This is a genomic window from Microscilla marina ATCC 23134 (assembly GCF_000169175.1).
GTDB lineage: Bacteria > Bacteroidota > Bacteroidia > Cytophagales > Microscillaceae > Microscilla > Microscilla marina.
The window spans coordinates 278132-295532 of the sequence record NZ_AAWS01000006.1; the positions used below are offsets into that span (position 1 = coordinate 278132).

The window sequence follows — 17401 nt, forward strand, 5'->3', positions numbered from 1 at the left end:
TTGTATTTTCACCCAAAAAACATTCATTATTATGTTAGGAATATTTAAGAAAAAAACTGCCAAACAAAAATTAGAAGCCAAGTACCAAAAATTACTCAAAGAAGCTTATGACCTATCAACGACCAATCGTATGGCAAGCGACCAAAAACAGGCTGAAGCAGCAGAAGTGCTTAAGCAAATAGAGGCAATGGAATAGTAGGGGGGCAAGCTTTTTTTGAAGAAAAAATAAAAATTGATGTAACCTTCTGTATTTGCTGAAGTTACCCCTACTAAATGACTTAATAAAACAGGAGGTGCACTTGGATGCTATTTCAGACAATGGATTGATGCTTAAAGTAAAGAATGGCGATGTAGACAAGTTGGGGTTGCTTTTTGAACGCTACAATAAAGCTTTGTTTGGCTTTTTTTATAGAATGACCCAAAACGCTAAAACCAGTGAAGACCTAGTACAAAATGTATTTTTGCGTATACTCAAGTACAAGCATACTTTTACTGGTGAGGGTAAGTTTACTACCTGGATGTATCATTTGGCGCGGAATATCAGCATAGATCATCATAAAAAACAAAGTCGTATGGGCTACAAAGATGATCTCAGCCAATGGGAAAACCAGTTACCTGAAGAGGTAAGCACAGAAGATAAGATGTACCAACAAGAAGACATTCGCATGCTAAATGCTGCTTTAGGGCGGCTATCGCCTGAAAAACGTGAAATATTGATTTTGAGCCGTTACCAAGGACTTAAATACAAAGAAATAGGTGCATTGATGGATTGCAGTGAGGGAGCTGTAAAAGTGCGGATTCACCGGGCTTTGAGCGACTTAAAGGACATTTACAAAAAGCTTGAAAAGAACCAACAACTATGAAGAAAGAACACTATCAGATATTAATGACTGAGTACCTTAATGGTGATATTCAACCTGAGCAAGAGGCAGAACTTAAGGCATACCTTGAGCAAAATGAAATGGGTAAAAATGAGCTGTTTGAGCTAAAAGTACTCAATGATCAGTTGGAACAAGTACAAGTGCCTGAACCTAGTGCGCAAATGTCGGCAAACTTCTACAGTATGCTTGAGGCGCATAAACAAGATCAAAAAAACAGCGATAGTTTGGGGGCAATGCTCAAAAACTGGTGGACACACCTAAACTATCGTCGTTTTGCCTATAATTTGAGTTACAGCATTGCAGGTATATTGGTAGGAGCATTGGGTATGTATTATTTCAGTCAATCACCTCACCGTCCTCAAGGCAAAGAAAATGAAAATGTAGGATCACTTGCCGTGATTCAAAAGAAACTGAACAAGATGGAAGAAGATCAAAAAAGGTTGATTTCTTCTTTGCTGGAAAAGAAATCTGCCAGCGAAAGGTTAAGAGCGGTAAATCTTACCAGCAACATTTCTGTGGTAGACAATAAAATTACCAAGGCATTGCTCAAAATTCTTAATAGTGATCCTAATGTAAATGTACGCTTGACTACTGTAGAAACTTTAGCTCAATTTGCTGCTCGTCCAGAGGTACGTACTGGTTTGATCAAGTCTATTGCCAAACAAGAGTCTCCTTTGGTGCAAATAGCACTGATTGATGTAATGATTGAACTACAGGAAAAAAGCTCTGTAAAGGCACTCAAAAACCTGCTTAAAAAACAAGACCTTAACGAGGCTGTGAAAGGCAAAGTAGAACAAGGCATTCAGGTTTTGCTTTAAACGATGTCCACTCAGACAATAAGTTTACCTGAGTGACTCAAATGCCTGCTGCTTTTCTTCGTTTCAACTCTTTCTTTATCAATTCAAGCTCTCGATTGCTCTGCCCGGTAATGGCAGTATTCTCTTGTGCCCGCCTAAATAAATAGGGCATCACTTCTCTTACTTTACCATAAGGCACATACTTAACTGCATTGAAACCTGTTTTTGCCAAGTTGTAAGTAATGTGATCACTCATTCCATAAAGTTGCCCAAAAAACACCCTGGGGTTATTAGGAGCTATGTTCATTTGCTGGCAAAGCCGGGCGATGTGGTAACAACTGGTTTCGTTATGAGTACCAGCAAACAACGCAAGGTGCTCTATGTTTTCGAGGCAAAAAGTGGCTGCATCATCAAACATTTGATCAGTAGTAGCCTTATCTGGATTCAACAAGTTGGTATGTCTGGGTTTTTCTGCCTGTTGTTGTTCTTTTACTACATAAGCTCCTCGCACCAGTTTTACTCCTAACAAATAGTTGCCTTGTTTTGCCAATGCCAAAGAGTTTTTTAAAAAAGTAAACCCTCGCTGCAGATACATTTGGTAAGTGTTATAAACCACCACCCTTCCTTGGTTGTATTGTGCCATCATTGCTTGAGCAAGCTCATCAATAGGGTCTTGTATCCAGGACTCTTCAGCATCAATGAGTATTTTTATATGATGTTCATACCCAGCAGCACATATTGAGTCTACCCTGTCTTTGACCTTATGCCAGGCATATTGGTCAGTATCTGAAAGTTTTTCACCATTATGAATTTTTGCCAGCAAATGAACCGAAGCAAGGGCGCTTAGTTTAAATGCTGCAAAAGGCAGTGCATCTTGTGGAGCAGCAAATTTGATGTATCGGATTATTTCAGCGGTGGTTTTGTCATATTCAGTGTCGTTGGTTTTGCTTTCTACCGAGTAACCCAGCATAGTATGTACCTTAGAGGCATAGAGTTTCTCGATAAAACTCTGACAATCCTGCAAAGTTTCTCCTCCACAAAAAACTTTGTAAAGGCTGTTTTTCACTATGCCTCTCACTAACTTCAGGTGGAGGGTATGGTCAATAAAACGAGTACCATTGCGTACCAACCAAGGAGATTGCATGAGAGTAAAGGCACGTTTCATTAGCTGGAGTTCTTTGGTGCTTTTAGAGGCAAAGGCAATGGCTGTATTATCAAATGAGAGTTGGTTGGTGTGTGCCTCATTTGTATTAGGATAATTGGTCATAAGCTCGTGTTTAGGTTTCCAACAAAAATAATATTTTGGATGAGATAACCTATTGTCAACCTTCAAATCATTGTTTGTCACAACTTAAAAAATGCTTGCGTGTATATATAAGTTTATTGTCACAAGAGCAAAAGAGGGAATTTATGAACTATCATAAAGTATTGAGTATTAGCCCCAATGCTACACCAAAAGAAGTTGAGCAACAATACGACAGTTTGCTTGCTAGGTATGTAAACGAAGCTGAACGATTACAAGAAGTGAAAAAAGCTTATCAACTATGGCAAAAAGCCCAAGGTAACCCACCACAAAAACCAAAAAAAGACTACACAGCTTTCAAAGCTATCTCATTTGCTTTGGGGGTTTTCGTTGCATTGATTATACCAGTAGTATTAATTATGTATTTCGATGATAGCAAATTTGCGGGAATGTATATAGGGTATGCCATTATGATGGTGATAGGGGCAATATTGCAAGTAATAGTAGGTGCAATCAAATTTGGGTTAGAGCGTGACCCTAGCCCTAAACAAGCTGCTAGTGTACAAGATAAACTTAACCACCGTCGTAATATTTTGAGTGGTGTACTGACCCTGTTGTTGTTTGTGATTATATTTTTGTTAGCCTACTTTTTTGATGAAGACAAAATAGTATTGGGTATTTTGATTGCTTCGGTTGTGCTACCCTTTATTCGTACAATTTACCACATGTATAAAAATATCAAAGTATAGTTGTTAGGTAACAAAACTTGCTTTTGAGCAAACCCTGTAAAAAATAAACCATTTATAATCTACTGACTTTCAGTATAATGCTAGTATTTTGTGTTTAGCCAATAGCTGCCAACTATTGGCTAAACACTATAGACTGTTGATAAGAGTAAACCCTCAATAAACTTGCTTTATTTCATTCAAATATCAAATGAGTTATACAAATCCCAAAGGTTTGCTAACTTTGCAGCCAACATTACGCAAAACATAATCAGGTGGCTGACATCAAGGTATCACCCTTAACTAACACATAGAGTTCTAATGGCGAAGAAGTTTCCTTCCTACATACAGTTAGACATGATGGATTGTGGTCCTTCATGTGTAAAAATCATTTCAGAACATTACGGCAAACGTTATTCGCTGCAATACCTCCGCGAACAAAGCTATATTACCCGCGAGGGGGTTTCTCTTTTGGGGATAAGCGATGCTGCTGAAGCAGTAGGCTTTCGTACCATTGGGGTAAAAACCACTTTTGAACAATTAGCTGATGAGGCTCCGTTACCTTTTATTGCCCACTGGAACCAGCAACACTTTATAGTAGTACACAAAATTACCAAAAAAAAGGTGCACGTGTCTGACCCCGCAGTAGGTTTGGTGACTTACGACCGTGAGCAGTTTATGAAACACTGGGCGAGCACCCGTGAGCAAGGCGAAGACAAAGGCGTGGCATTGTTGATGGAGCCAACCCCTGAATTTTTTCAGCGGGAAAGTGACGAAAAGCTGAAGAAAACCAGTTGGAAGTTTTTGCTGGGATATGTGTTGCGTTATAAAAAGTTTTTGGTACAACTATTTTTAGGGTTGTTGCTGGGGAGTTTGCTTAGTATGATTTTCCCCTTCCTTACCCAATCGGTAGTAGATATTGGAATTAACACTCGCGATCTCAACTTTATTTATATTGTATTGCTGGGGCAGTTTATGCTCTTTTTTAGCCAAACTGCAGTAGACTTTATAAGGCGATGGATTTTACTCCACCTCAGTACCCGGATTAACATATCGCTCATTTCTGATTTTTTGATCAAACTTATGAAGTTGCCCATTGGTTTTTTTGACACCAAAATGATTGGCGACCTTTTGCAGCGGATCAATGATCACCACCGGATTGAACGGTTTTTAAGTACCTCAACCCTTACTATCCTATTTTCTTTTTTTAACCTGATCGTTTTCGGGTTTGTGCTTGCGTATTACAATCTGTATATTTTTCTTATCTTTTTGATAGGCAGCGTTTTATATATTGGCTGGGTGTTGGCATTTTTGAATATACGTAAAAAGCTTGACTATAAGCGTTTTCAGGAAATGTCACGTAATCAAAGTAGCTTGATTCACCTTATCAATGGCATGCAAGAGATTAAGCTAAATAATTGCGAAAAGCAAAAGAGGTGGGAATGGGAGCGTATCCAGGCAAAGATGTTTAAGATCAACGTAAAGAGCGTAACTCTGGAGCAAACCCAGCAGGCAGGTAGCTTATTTATCAATCAAAGTAAAAATATCTTGATTACTTTTTTTGCGGCTTATGCGGTGGTCAATGGAACAATGACCCTGGGGATGATGCTTGCTGTGCAGTCAATTATTGGACAACTAGACGGCCCTATTACCCAAATGATAAGTTTTGTGTATGAAATGCAAGACGCCAAGATAAGCTTGGAGCGTTTGGGCGAAATACATGAAAAAGAAGAGGAAGAAAGCAGCGAAGGAGATCAGGTAACTATATTACCTGAGGGCAAAAATCTTCATTTAGAGAACATTACTTTTCAGTATGAAGGTCCCCACTCTCCTAAAGTTATAGATGGAGTGACTTTGACTATTCCTGAGGGTAAAATTACAGCCATTGTAGGTACCAGTGGTAGTGGTAAAACAACCTTGCTTAAGCTATTGCTAAAGTTTTATCCTGTGACTGAAGGTGAAATAAAACTGGAAGGTGTTCAACTCAATAACCTGAGTGGGCGTTTGTGGCGCGAACGCTGTGGAACAGTCATGCAAGACGGCTTTATTTTTTCTGATACCATTGCCCGCAATATTGCGGTAAGTGACGAAATCATAGATCAACAAAGGTTGCGTCACGCGGTGCAAGTAGCCAATATCCAAGAGTTTGTAGAAGACCTGCCACTAGGGTATAATACCAAGATAGGGCAAGATGGTATAGGTGTAAGTGGAGGACAAAAACAACGAGTTTTGATTGCCCGTGCGGTATACAAAAACCCTGAGTTTTTATTCTTTGACGAAGCTACTTCAGCGCTGGACGCCAATAATGAACGCATTATTATGGAAAACCTGGACGAGTTTTTTAAAGGCAAAACTGCCGTAGTAATTGCTCACCGTTTGAGCACCGTAAAAAATGCTGACCAAATCATTGTACTCGAAAAAGGAAAACTGGTGGAACAAGGCACTCACAAAGAGTTGACGGCTAAAAGAGGCATCTACTATAACCTGGTAAAGAACCAGTTGGAATTAGGTGGGTAACTGGTATAAAACCTTATAAACAAGCTAAAAACCCTCTCTTAGTTGAGCAATGAACAGAGAGGGGAGGTAGTGAATTCAGTGCAATGGTGAGTTACTTGATGTAGCCCTAAAACTGATCAAACAATTTTGCGAATTGATTAAAAATACGCTCAATCAGACGGAGGTCTTTGGTGATAATATCGGCTTGTCCTTGCATTTCTGCCTTGAACTCCAGGTCTTTTTTATAACTCGTCTTCAACCCGTTGGGCAGGCTTACATTGATCGTGTACATAGATCCTTTTTGTGGGTCAGCACTTGCTTGTGCTATCAACGATATGCGTTCTACTTTCCCCTCTACCATGCCAAACTCATCGGCGGGGTAGTTGGCAAAACGAATGTTTACCACTTGTCCCACTTTTACTTTACCCGACCCGTTTACTGGCATATTAATCTTGCCAATCAAGTTCTTGTTTTGTGGAATTACCGCCATGACCGTTTGTTCAGGCTTTACAAACTGATTATCGCTCCAATAAGACAAAAATGAGACCTTGCCTTCCACAGGAGTAGTGAGTATGTAGCGTTGTATCCAGATGTTTACCTGGCTGCGTAAGGTTTGGAAAGCGTTGTTAGTGGCAAGTAAATAGGTTCTTTCCTGTTCGCGAAAAGTAAGGGTAAGTTCTCCAATGTTGTTTTGTAATTCATTAATCCTAATTCGGTTATTAATGATACTGGCCTCTCCATTTTTCAAGGCCCTGCGTTGTTGCAACAAACTGGCTTTAGTTTTGTCAAATTCAAGCCTTGCCATTAGTTTTTCTTCGGCAAGGGTGGAGTCTGCTTTGTATTGATTATTGAATATTTTGAATTCTTTGCCTAAAATCCTTTGTTGAGAAAGTAGGTTTTGGTTGAGCTTCTTGTATTGGATAATCTGCGATTGCAGGTTTTGAATTTGGTTTTCAGGTTTCGACAACTCATAAAAAAGCAATAACTCTCTAAAAGTTTTAGCAAACGATTCGTAGGCTCCTTGCAACTCGCCCAGCTTAAGGTTTTGTTGACTTATTACTTTGTCAAAAGCCAGTAAATCTTGGGTGCCTCTTTGGCGGTTGTTTAATATTTTTTGAAATTGAGTAATTTGTTTTTTCAATACTTGATAGTCTTCAAAAACTGTGGGGTTTTGAATATATCCCAACACCTCTTGAGGCTTTACATTTTGCCCATCTTTTACCATCAACTTTAATGCTCCCGAACTACGCGCCAAAATGCGTTGGGGAGGGGTTTTGGTAGTAACCATAATGCTGGAGTGAATAATATCGGGATATTTCATAAACCATGATACTGTCAGCAATACCATAAAAGTGAAAAATACTATAGTAATGCCCCAGCGAATAATCCAATGAGGAATATAGCTGAGAATCTCTTGTACTTCATCACTTCTTAACTCTAAGTCGGGGATCTCTTCTGCTTTTTGGGTAGGTGTATGAGTAGAAACTATAGTGCCTGTAGGTGTACTATGGGTATTGTTTGGTGTCTCTTGTGCTTCTGGCATTGTGAGTAATTAATGTTTTGATGGACAAAAATACAAAAAAACAAGGGGATTACTTGGCTATTGTTGGGTGTTATTTTGTGGGTTTGCCAAAACCAAAGATGATTGCCGTATTGAAACGCTCAAATCCTGTTTTAAATTACTAACTTGCACGTTTTATAATTGCTTGATTAAAAACAGATAAAATAATGCTTAGAAAACCTGCGCCTACAACGTCTACTGCAAGGGTAGCCCTGCGCTTTGGCGTAATTACAGGACTACTCCTGAATTTGTATAACACACTATTGCTTTTTTTGTGGTTCAACGCCCCTTGGGACGTAAAAATGATGGGATACGTTATTTTAGCTGGGGGCATTGTATACGCCATGCGTGAGTTTAGAGCTTACAACAAAAAGGGCATGAACCTGATTCAAGGCTTAGGACTAGGTACTATGCTATCGGCAGTAGCAAGCTTGGTGTATGGGTTGGTCAATATGGTCATTATAGCATTGTTTGCTCCAGCAAGCGCCCAATCAGGGGCAGTCTCTATCTTGTTTATCAACACCATTGTTGTGACGGTAATGATAGGAGTGATTATATCATTGGTGGCGTCACTTTTTTATAAAACAGATAATACTGTCAGCTAATACAACAGCGCCTGTTTATAGTCAAAAGTAAGCCTGAGCAATATTAAAGCGAATACTTATTCTGAAAACGTTGCTTAAATTTATAACTTTGTTTGTCAAACAAAACAAAAGTCAATAGTAGTGTCTAAAACAAACCTGGATATTTCGGTAGTAGTACCTCTGTTAGATGAAGAAGAATCTTTACCAGAGTTGTGTGCCTGGATTGAGCGAGTGATGCAAACTAACAAGTTTAGTTATGAAGTGATTATGGTAGACGATGGCAGTCGCGATAAATCGTGGCAGATTATAGAAAAACTCGCCGCCCAAAACCATTGTCTGAAGGGCATTCGTTTAAACCGCAACTATGGTAAATCGGCAGCTTTGAATACTGGTTTCAAAGAGGTACAAGGGCGAGTAGTAATTACTATGGATGCTGATTTGCAGGACAGCCCCGATGAGATTCCGGGATTGTATAAAATGATTGTTGAAGACAAATATGATATGGTGTCGGGTTGGAAGAAAAAACGTTATGACCCTATCACCAAGACCCTTCCTACTAAGGTATACAACGCTTTTACCCGCTGGTTTTCGGGGATCAAGTTGCATGACTTTAACTGTGGCTTAAAAGCTTATGACTATCAAGTAGTAAAAAGCATAGAAGTATACGGTGAAATGCACCGTTACATTCCTGTAATAGCTAAATCGGCAGGGTTCAAAGAAATTGGCGAGAAAGTAGTGCAGCACCAAGCCCGTAAATATGGTAATACTAAGTTTGGAGGCATCAAACGTTTTATTCGCGGACCGCTCGACTTACTATCTATTACTTTTGTTACCCGATTCAGGAAACGCCCTATGCACTTTTTCGGAGCCTTTGGTATTATCTTTTTTTTAGTAGGTTTTGCCAGTGCTGCCTGGCTTATTTTAGATCAGTTCATTGCCACTTACTTTGGCACCGAAATGGGCTCGCTGGTTACCAACCGCCCATTGTTTTACTTATCGTTAGTCACCATTATTATTGGAGTTCAATTGTTTTTGGCAGGTTTTCTGGGCGAAATGATGGTGGTTAACTCTCCTCAAACCCACGAATATATAGTAGCCGAAAAGTTGGGGATTAATCATAGCAAAATGACAGCCTCTGATATAACAAAAACCGACTCCAACACTTAAAAAACCTATGAAGTACTCAATCATTATTCCAGTATACAATCGCCCTGATGAGGTGCAAGAGTTACTGGATAGCCTCACCCGTCAAACTTACAAAAACTTTGAAGTGATCATTGTAGAAGATGGCTCTACCAATAAATGTGATGAAGCGGTGGCACAGTTTGTCGGTATTCTGGATATACACTATCATTTTAAAAAGAATGAAGGACAGGGTTTTGCCCGTAACTATGGTTATGCACATGCCGTAGGTGATTACTTCATTGTGTTTGACTCTGATTGTCTGATTCCAGAGAAATACCTGGAAATAGTCCATCACCGTCTTTCTGAAAATTTTCTTGATGCCTTTGGCGGCCCTGATAAAGCCGCTGACTCGTTTACCAATGTGCAAAAAGCCATTAGTTACTCCATGACCTCGCCTATGAGCACAGGGGGCATACGTGGCAACAAAAAACGTTTAGGGGGAACCTTTCATCCGCGAAGCTTTAATATGGGCATATCGCGTGAGGTATACGAAAAAACCAAAGGCTATATTTTACCCCGAATGGGTGAAGACATAGAGTTTAGCATTCGTATCATTAAAAATGGGTTTACCACAGGGCTTATTCCCGAAGCCCACGTATACCACAAACGACGCACTAACTTTAAACAGTTTTATAAGCAACTTCATTTTTTTGGGCGTGCCCGTATCAATATTAACCGTTATCACAAAGGACAAATCAAACTTGTACACCTGTTTCCGGCAATATTTACATTGGCAGCACTGTTATTACCCATTATGCCATTTATTAATCTCAACTTGTCGTTGCTGCAAGTGTCAGGGTTTGCATTGTATTCACTTATTGTGTTTTCAGACGCTGCCACCAAAGAGCAAAATACAGTAGTGGCTGCCTTTAGTGTAGTGGCAGTATGGACTCAACTGTTGGCGTATGGTATAGGTTTTATTACAGAGGCTTTTATGATCCGCCCCAAAATAAAACCCAAGCAGTAGCCCAGAGGTGTAAGGCGATGGACTGATTGAGTGATGAATCCTTACAATTTAAGGGAGAGTTTCATACATCTTGCCAAAATTCTGCTATTTTTGTAAACAGTCAGCATAAAACTGAACACCAAAAACATCACCATGATACGTAGCTTTACATCTATTATCTTTTTTTTGCTTGGTGCCGTAGCAGGCATCGTTTTCTGGGGATTTTATACTACCGGAACATTTGCCTTTTTGCCCGCCGATAAACCTGTAACTACCCATAATGTGGTGCTCAAGAAAATAGAAGCTTTGGGTAACCTGGAGTTGATTCGTTATAAATACAAAGATATGGTAGAGCACGAAGTAATAAAGGCTTACTTGCCCGATCCCAAAGTGGTGCTCATGGTAACAGGAGAAGTAGTGGGTTGTATCAACCTAAAAAAAGTAAAAACCGAAGATATAATAGAGAAAAAAGATACGGTATACATTCGCTTACCTCGTCCCGAAATCTGCTACTCTAAGGTAAACCACAGTGAATCTAAGGTATTCGACACCCGCAATACTACCTTGTTTGCCGACCGTAGTAAGTTGATTGATCAAGCATACAAAATAGCCGAAAATCATTTGCCACAAGCTGCCAAGCAAGCCAATATCATAGAAAGAACCAGGGTCAGTGGGGAAAACCTCTTGCGCCCTCTGTTTGAAAACCTGTCTAAAAAGAAAGTCGTGTTTACGTATGATATAGGAGGAGAGAAAAAAATCAAACTAAAATAATATTGAAGCCATCAAGTGTTGCATAAAAAAAGAGCCTTTTGCCAAACAATGCCTGTTTGCCAAAAGGCTTTTTTAGTTGTAGTAGGTTCATTTCTGTCAAACAGGAAATTCAACTTTGTGAATTACAATGCTTCAAAATACTCAAATACCTGGTAATTGAAGCCAAACCCTAAATATTAACCAATCTCTACCATTTCAATATCAAATATCAGGTCTTTGCCCGCCAATGGGTGGTTAGCGTCTACTAAAATAGTAGTATCTTTGATCTCTTTTACGACTACCATGATCTGATTACCATTGGCAAGTTGAGCAGGCAATTCTGTACCTACCTTTACGTCCATTTGCTTTAATTGATCTTCATAAGGCATTTCTACCAACAGTTGATCATTCACAGGACCATACGCTTGGTCGCTGGGAATGTTGATGGTTTTATTTTCGCCTAGTCCCATTCCAATTACACCTTGCTCGAATCCGGCAATCATTTGTTTTGCGCCTATGGTAAATTCGAGTGGTTCACGATCACGAGATGAGTCAAAGACAGTTCCATCAGTTAATTTGCCAGTATAGTGTACCTTAACTTTGTTTCCGTTTTGTGCAGTCATTGCAGAGGAGTTTTATAAAAAAATTAAATAAGCCATAAAGGTAGTGATAAAAGCTTGAAGCTACTATTCTGAACTATTTTTTAAGCCTTAGAGGAGTAATTCTTGATGAAAAATTGCAGAATAGTTCCTTTACCAACACATTGTGAAGAACCCATAAAAACTCCAAATTCCTGTAGGTTTGGCTCGATACTCCTCTAAATCAAGTTTGCTTTGAGCAAGCTGCAAATTGTCTGGGCAAAGGAACAGGCTGATAGAAGCACTCGAAAAAGTAGCTTGATAGCTAATTCTCCTCAGGAAACTCAAGGTATTGTACAGGCACCTGGTCGGTAAGCCACACACCGTTTTCAGACTGAAAAAATTTGTATCCATCTTGTTGCATGTCCAAGGCATTTACAGTTAAAATTACAGGCTGCCCATGGCGCCCCCCTACTTTTGTAGCGGTGTCTATATCTGCCGAAAGGTGAACGTGGTGACGGTTTCTTTTCTTAAGCCCTTGCTCACGAATACTGTGGACAAAACGAGTAGCAGTGCCGTGATAGAGTTGAGCAGGTGGTTTGATAGCCTCATACCCCAAATCAATCTGGATAGAGTGTCCCTGACTAGCTCTTATATAAGCCTCATCATCACTAAAAGCAAAACGCTTTTTGTCGTTTTGTGCCACTACCTTTTGCAGGTCTGCCAAAGTAATAGGGAAATAATTGTTAGAAAACCTATCTAATAACAAGTCTACTTCTACCCAACCTTCCTCATCCATGATCAACTCTATCTCTTCGGGACGGTGACGTAATACATAACTTAATCGTTTGCTTATTTTTACTATTTGGTTCTTCTGCATGCTTTTGTTAATTTGGTTATGAACTAATCAGTGAATTACGAGGTAACATTGTTTGAAGTTGTATAAATTGCCGTGAAACCACTGGTTACGTAAGCCAACTATCAATATCTATCTTATGAAAATATATTCAACAGTTAAAAAAGGAGAGCTACACCCTGTATATTGTGAAGATTTTCTCATTAGTACATTTATGGGGGAAAGTTATTATTTGGGAGCGGTGCTCGATGGTTGTTCATCAGGCGAAGATTCTCATTTTGCTTCAGCATTGATGGGCAAATTGCTCAAAAAAATAAGCAAAGGTATTTCTCAGGAAGAACGCTTATTGTTTGAGTCTCCGCCACCTAGTGCCGAGAAAATAGCCACACAGGTGCTTCAAAAATTATTTTGGGAGCTACGCGATGCTCGCAAACAATTGGGGCTTGCCAATACCGAAATTTTATCGACTTTGATTTTGCTGGTGTACGATGAAAACCTCAAGCAAGCTTATATTATGTCTATTGGTGATGGTATAATAGCCATTGATGGCAAAATTACGGAGATAGACCAAGAAAATATGCCTGATTATATGGCGTATCATCTCAACCACAGTTTTGATCAATGGCAGCAAAAGCAAGAACATATTTTTAAGGTAGATCAGCCCAAAGATATTAGTATTTCTACTGATGGCATTGATACTTTTCGCACCCATAAAACAGATAATCCCGCTGATTTTAGCCCAATAGAGTTTTTGTTGCTGGACAATACGCTCGAAAGTACTCAAAATATGCTGAGCCGTAAAGTCAACATCTTACAAAAACAGTATGGTTATTTGCCAGCTGATGATTTGAGTATTCTCAGAATTAAGTTTTAACTTGGTTGACCCCATAGCACAATGAAAGCAATTACTGAAAATGGTCATACCATTACAATTGATGATCAATATGAAATAAGGCGGGGAGGCGAAGGTAAAATTCTGACCATTCCTGAGCGCCCTGATCAGGTGGCCAAAATATATCTTGACCCAAACGTAACACACTTGGGTCAAGCCCAAAAAGATGCCTTAAGCGTGTTAGATGCTACTTATTTTGTGCGCCCAATTGATTTGATTTATCAAAAAAAAGGCAAAAAAGCCAACACTCAAAAGGGGGCTATAGGTTTCACGATGGAGTATTTGCCTCCCGATTTTGTGCCATTGGCGGCTTTGTTCAAAAAAAACTATTGTACAACCAACCAAATAGACGCTGGCTTTAAAAATGATTTGATTCAACAGTTGCCCTCAATTGTAGACCAGGCGCATAGTCAGGACATTGTCATTGGCGACCTGAGTGGTTACAATATTATGGTAAACCCACAAGGTACCCTCAAGTTTATAGATGTAGACGCTTATGAAACCCCCATTCATACTCATTCGGGGGTATTGTTTGACGAAATCAGGGATTACTTGTATAAAGGCATTGTGTCAAAAAACAGCGATTATTTTGCTTTGTCAGTAGTGGTTTTTAACCTCCTTACTTATATGCACCCTTTCAAGGGGGTTCATAAGCTATACAAGGCAATGGCAGAGCGTATGGTGCGTAAGATTCCAGTATTTGCCAACGACTCCAACCTTATCATACCTAAATGTTACCTACCAGTAAAAGATGTAGCTTTACAGCAACAATTTGAATTGTTGTATGTTGAAGGTGAACGGTTTATGCTTACGGTAGGGCAACCTGTAGCACCTAGTGTAACAACTCCAGTAGTAGCCCCTGCCACGGTTACAGCGGGCAACTTAGCCGTTAAAGAAGTATACCAACCCAAGCCTGACGAGTATATCATCAGGGCAGTATTTCAGCAAAACCTGGGTTTGGTCATTACCAATCACCAAACTTTGATATATGACACCAGCAATCAAGGGTATGTAATACTTAAACACAGTATTGCTTCAGCACAATTGCCAGCTTATTTGCCACAAGAGGAGCTAGAGTGGTTTGCAGGAGAAAAAAATATTTTGGCTTTATACCAAGGTAAACTATATCATTTGCTCAACGGTGGAGGTTTTCAACTCATTAGCAATTTTAGCCTTTCGGCGAAAGCCAGGTACAAGCTAATCGACAATATATTGGTCGTACTGGATGGTGAACATAAACGTTGGGTGCATTTAGATGATATTACCAAAGATTTTATTCGCATTGAGCAAACACCAGTGTTTGTGCCTGGTTTTGATGTTTTCAATGGCTTGATCCAAAACACGGGTGGGGTACAATATGTATTCTATCATTCAGGGCACAGTATTTCTACTGTAAAATCTGCCCTACCGTTGATTGCCTCTGTTCACATTCAAGGCAATGTAGGTTGGGTAAGTTATGATGAACAATTGGTAGGTGAGGTTACCCGAAAATATGAATACTTTAGTATTGATGGGTTGCAAATGAAAATGAGCGGAGAGTTATTATCAGGGCAGAGGCACTTTGCTTACAAAGCCACTTCGCCTCAGGCAGGCATTGTGTTTGAACCTGACGATGACCAAATGCGGGTAAGACGTAGCCAGGACTTTAAGGTTCTGCAATCGTTTGATTGTAGTATTCTTACTACCGAAAGTAGCCTGATGAGCACTCAGGCAGGAATTATTGCCTATGAAAAAGATTTTTGTTATTTGTTGAACAGTAAATGAAACAACAAGGTATGAGCGTCAAGTTTCAAGTGAAGAGAACTTTTAGGGTAAGTTAATTATTCCTAAATGTTGTAATAACATAGCAGGAGCAAAAAGCTCTAAAAGCATACTTGTCGCTTGTACCTTGTCTCTTATTACTTTATTTACCCACTTTCACTACTTGTTTTTTCAGAGTGTTGAGGTCTATTTTAACTATTTGATGGTTGTTGGTGTCAGACACCCACATAGCATTGCCTACAAACATTACATCATTGGGCTCATTTAGCCCAGCCACAAAAGTTTTTAAGCGTTGGGTCTTAAGGTCAAACGTTTTGATTTTGCCGTTATAAGTGTCGGCAATATAGAGTTTGTTTGCACGAAAAGTAACCCCCACGGCATGTTGCAAACGCGCTTTGTTTGCCTTACCATCTACATCGCCAAACTCAAACAAACCTTTACCCAATGGTGTACTTACTTCTCCCTTTGCCAAGTCAATGGCACGAATGGCACTTGCCTCACTATCTGCCACATACAAAGTATTGCCATTCTTGACTAAACCGCTGGGTTGATTAAACGCCGACTTACGAAAACTGCCATCGGTCAGGGCTTCGCGCCCACTGCCAGCAAAACGTTTGACTAGATTGGTTTGTAAATCCATCGTCAAAATCTGATGGTTTCCAGCGTTGGCAATGTACATTACCTCTCCGTCAATCCATAAGTCCCAAGGGCTGTTAGGATTCACAGCAACACCCCAGCGCTCTTTGCCAAAGTAATAGTCTAACCGACCATCGCCTGCTATAGTTTTTACCTTTTTGCGTTTCAGGTCTACCCGTCTTATTACATTGTTTTTGGTATCTGCCACATACAAAAAATCACCTTTAAGTGCCAACCCGTGGGGTTCATAAAAAGTAGCCTTGTCAAAGTCTCCATCTTTTAAGCCTTGAGTTCCACTGCCGATTTGCAAGAGCACCTTGCCATTTTTATCTATTTTGAGAATACGGTTGTTGCCACTGTCTGAAATATATAACTCACCCTTGTCGCCTTGAATAATTTTGGAAGGAAACCGCAAAAAGGTGTGCTTGGTTTTGTTGCCTTGTTGGTCTTTCTCAAGCATAAACTTGAGCGGCGTGCGGTTGATCTTGTCGCCTCGTTCTTTGACCATTTTCTGAATGTACAAACGTACCGCATTGTAAAACCCCTCCCCGGCGGCATTGCCCACTACTCTTCCCTCAGGGTCGATGAGTACTACAGTAGGCCAAGCATTTACCCCATAGCTTTGCCATACCTTAAACTTAGCATCATTGACTACAGGGTGTTCAATGCCAAATTTAAGTATTGCTTTTCGGATGTTTTTGTTGGCTCGTTCTGAATAAAACTTTGCCGAATGTACCCCAATCACCACCAACTCGTTGGGGAATTCTTTTTCCAGCTTGCGCAAATCAGGGATTATGTGCTGACAATTGATGCAACCAAATGTCCAGAAGTCGAGCAATACCACCTTGCCTCTAAAATCTTTGATTTGCCACGATTTGTTGGTATTGAGCCAACCATAAGGCGTGTTTATTTCGGGGGCAGGGTATTTACCTTTGGTTTTGTAGTCAGCTGTGGTTTTATCGGATGAGGTTTGTGCCTGACAACTTAGAAAAGAAAGGGTGACCAAACTTATCAAAAACAAGAATTTATTCATATAGATATTGATTTCTAACAAAATGGAGGGATTGCCCTCTTTTAATCATACTTGTTTGCAACTCAGACAAGTAATATAACAAACCTACGAAGGTATGCTTTGATTGGATGATAAGACAAAGAAAGGCAATTAGGAGGAAACGAAATGTCGGTTGGTTGACAATTAATCAAACTTTACTCGCTTATAAATATCACTTACCTTAAGGCTTAAGTTCAACTTGGGCAAGGCAATTACTTGATTGGGGGCATTGTAAAGAGTATAAGACCATAAATCTTTTTGGCGGCTGTAAAGCTCTATTTCACAAGTATTTTGTTCTATCAACATGTAATACTCAAGTGAAGGCAAGCGCATATACGCTTTTTGCTTTTCGTTTTTGTCATAGCCTTGGGTAGACTTAGAGAGGACTTCTGCCACCAGAGAAGGGTGTTTTACATACACTTCTTGGTCGTTTTCTACATCATTGGCATCACAGGTAAC

At 39.8% G+C, this 17401-nt stretch carries 17 protein-coding genes; 11 read left to right on the plus strand and 6 right to left on the minus strand.

What is annotated here, in order from left to right; genetic code table 11:
• The first annotated feature begins 31 nt into the window (after nucleotides 1–31).
• The 3 genes from M23134_RS40985 (at nucleotide 32) to M23134_RS07280 (ending at nucleotide 1699) form a co-directional block, all read left to right on the plus strand.
• Nucleotides 32–196 carry a Lacal_2735 family protein gene (locus tag M23134_RS40985; RefSeq protein WP_002694999.1) on the plus strand — a complete coding sequence of 55 codons (165 nt, stop codon included), beginning with the start codon at nucleotides 32–34 and terminating at the stop codon, nucleotides 194–196.
• A gap of 97 nt (nucleotides 197–293) precedes the next feature.
• On the plus strand, nucleotides 294–863 hold the full coding sequence (locus tag M23134_RS07275; protein WP_002695001.1) for an RNA polymerase sigma factor: 570 nt from the start codon (nucleotides 294–296) through the stop codon (nucleotides 861–863).
• Complete coding sequence (locus M23134_RS07280; protein WP_002695003.1) at nucleotides 860–1699, plus strand: HEAT repeat domain-containing protein; 840 nt, start codon at nucleotides 860–862, stop codon at nucleotides 1697–1699. Before M23134_RS07275 ends, M23134_RS07280 begins: the two co-directional genes overlap by 4 nt.
• Before the next feature lie 37 nt (nucleotides 1700–1736).
• Here the strand turns inward: M23134_RS07280 and M23134_RS07285 are convergent, their stop codons facing one another.
• Nucleotides 1737–2945, minus strand: coding sequence for a proline dehydrogenase family protein (locus tag M23134_RS07285; RefSeq protein WP_002695004.1), 1209 nt, complete (start codon nucleotides 2943–2945; stop codon nucleotides 1737–1739).
• Between the two features lie 143 nt (nucleotides 2946–3088).
• On the opposite strand from M23134_RS07285, the gene M23134_RS07290 reads away from it, so the two are divergent.
• Both M23134_RS07290 and M23134_RS07295 read left to right on the plus strand, forming a co-directional pair.
• Nucleotides 3089–3670 (plus strand): hypothetical protein, encoded by a 582-nt coding sequence (locus tag M23134_RS07290; RefSeq protein WP_002695005.1) that lies wholly within the window; start codon nucleotides 3089–3091, stop codon nucleotides 3668–3670.
• A gap of 297 nt (nucleotides 3671–3967) precedes the next feature.
• Nucleotides 3968–6163 (plus strand): peptidase domain-containing ABC transporter, encoded by a 2196-nt coding sequence (locus tag M23134_RS07295; RefSeq protein ID WP_002695007.1) that lies wholly within the window; start codon nucleotides 3968–3970, stop codon nucleotides 6161–6163.
• A 106-nt stretch (nucleotides 6164–6269) separates the two neighbouring features.
• Here the strand turns inward: M23134_RS07295 and M23134_RS07300 are convergent, their stop codons facing one another.
• On the minus strand, nucleotides 6270–7685 hold the full coding sequence (locus M23134_RS07300; RefSeq protein WP_002695008.1) for an HlyD family efflux transporter periplasmic adaptor subunit: 1416 nt from the start codon (nucleotides 7683–7685) through the stop codon (nucleotides 6270–6272).
• A 185-nt stretch (nucleotides 7686–7870) separates the two neighbouring features.
• Here M23134_RS07300 and M23134_RS37675 point away from each other — a divergent pair, with 185 nt between their 5' ends.
• The 4 genes from M23134_RS37675 to M23134_RS07320 all read left to right on the plus strand — a co-directional run bounded on the left by M23134_RS37675 (nucleotide 7871) and on the right by M23134_RS07320 (nucleotide 11189).
• Nucleotides 7871–8308, plus strand: a complete 438-nt coding sequence (locus M23134_RS37675; RefSeq protein WP_002695009.1) for a DUF4199 domain-containing protein — start codon at nucleotides 7871–7873, stop codon at nucleotides 8306–8308.
• A gap of 120 nt (nucleotides 8309–8428) precedes the next feature.
• A complete protein-coding gene (locus M23134_RS07310) occupies nucleotides 8429–9454 on the plus strand; it encodes a glycosyltransferase family 2 protein (protein ID WP_002695011.1) in 1026 nt (341 codons plus the stop codon).
• A 7-nt stretch (nucleotides 9455–9461) separates the two neighbouring features.
• Entirely contained in the window at nucleotides 9462–10439 is a 978-nt protein-coding gene (locus M23134_RS07315; protein WP_002695013.1) for a glycosyltransferase, read from the plus strand.
• 132 nt (nucleotides 10440–10571) lie between these two features.
• Entirely contained in the window at nucleotides 10572–11189 is a 618-nt protein-coding gene (locus M23134_RS07320) for a DUF4230 domain-containing protein (RefSeq protein ID WP_002695015.1), read from the plus strand.
• A gap of 176 nt (nucleotides 11190–11365) precedes the next feature.
• On the opposite strand, the gene M23134_RS07325 is transcribed toward M23134_RS07320, so the two are convergent.
• A complete protein-coding gene (locus tag M23134_RS07325; protein WP_002695019.1) occupies nucleotides 11366–11791 on the minus strand; it encodes an FKBP-type peptidyl-prolyl cis-trans isomerase in 426 nt (141 codons plus the stop codon).
• Nucleotides 11792–12071: 280 nt separating this feature from the next.
• Nucleotides 12072–12626, minus strand: coding sequence for an RNA 2'-phosphotransferase (locus tag M23134_RS07330; RefSeq protein WP_002695021.1), 555 nt, complete (start codon nucleotides 12624–12626; stop codon nucleotides 12072–12074).
• 115 nt (nucleotides 12627–12741) lie between these two features.
• Between M23134_RS07330 and M23134_RS07335 the strand changes: the two genes are divergently transcribed.
• Nucleotides 12742–13476: a protein phosphatase 2C domain-containing protein gene (locus M23134_RS07335; RefSeq protein ID WP_002695022.1), complete on the plus strand. Its 735-nt coding sequence runs from the start codon at nucleotides 12742–12744 to the stop codon at nucleotides 13474–13476.
• A 21-nt stretch (nucleotides 13477–13497) separates the two neighbouring features.
• Nucleotides 13498–15258: a hypothetical protein gene (locus tag M23134_RS07340; protein WP_002695023.1), complete on the plus strand. Its 1761-nt coding sequence runs from the start codon at nucleotides 13498–13500 to the stop codon at nucleotides 15256–15258.
• A 139-nt stretch (nucleotides 15259–15397) separates the two neighbouring features.
• On the opposite strand, the gene M23134_RS07345 is transcribed toward M23134_RS07340, so the two are convergent.
• Both M23134_RS07345 and M23134_RS07350 read right to left on the minus strand, forming a co-directional pair.
• Nucleotides 15398–16924, minus strand: a complete 1527-nt coding sequence (locus tag M23134_RS07345; RefSeq protein WP_002695024.1) for a thioredoxin-like domain-containing protein — start codon at nucleotides 16922–16924, stop codon at nucleotides 15398–15400.
• A gap of 162 nt (nucleotides 16925–17086) precedes the next feature.
• On the minus strand, nucleotides 17087–17401 hold a 315-nt coding region (locus M23134_RS07350; protein WP_002695025.1), incomplete at its 5' end, for a Uma2 family endonuclease.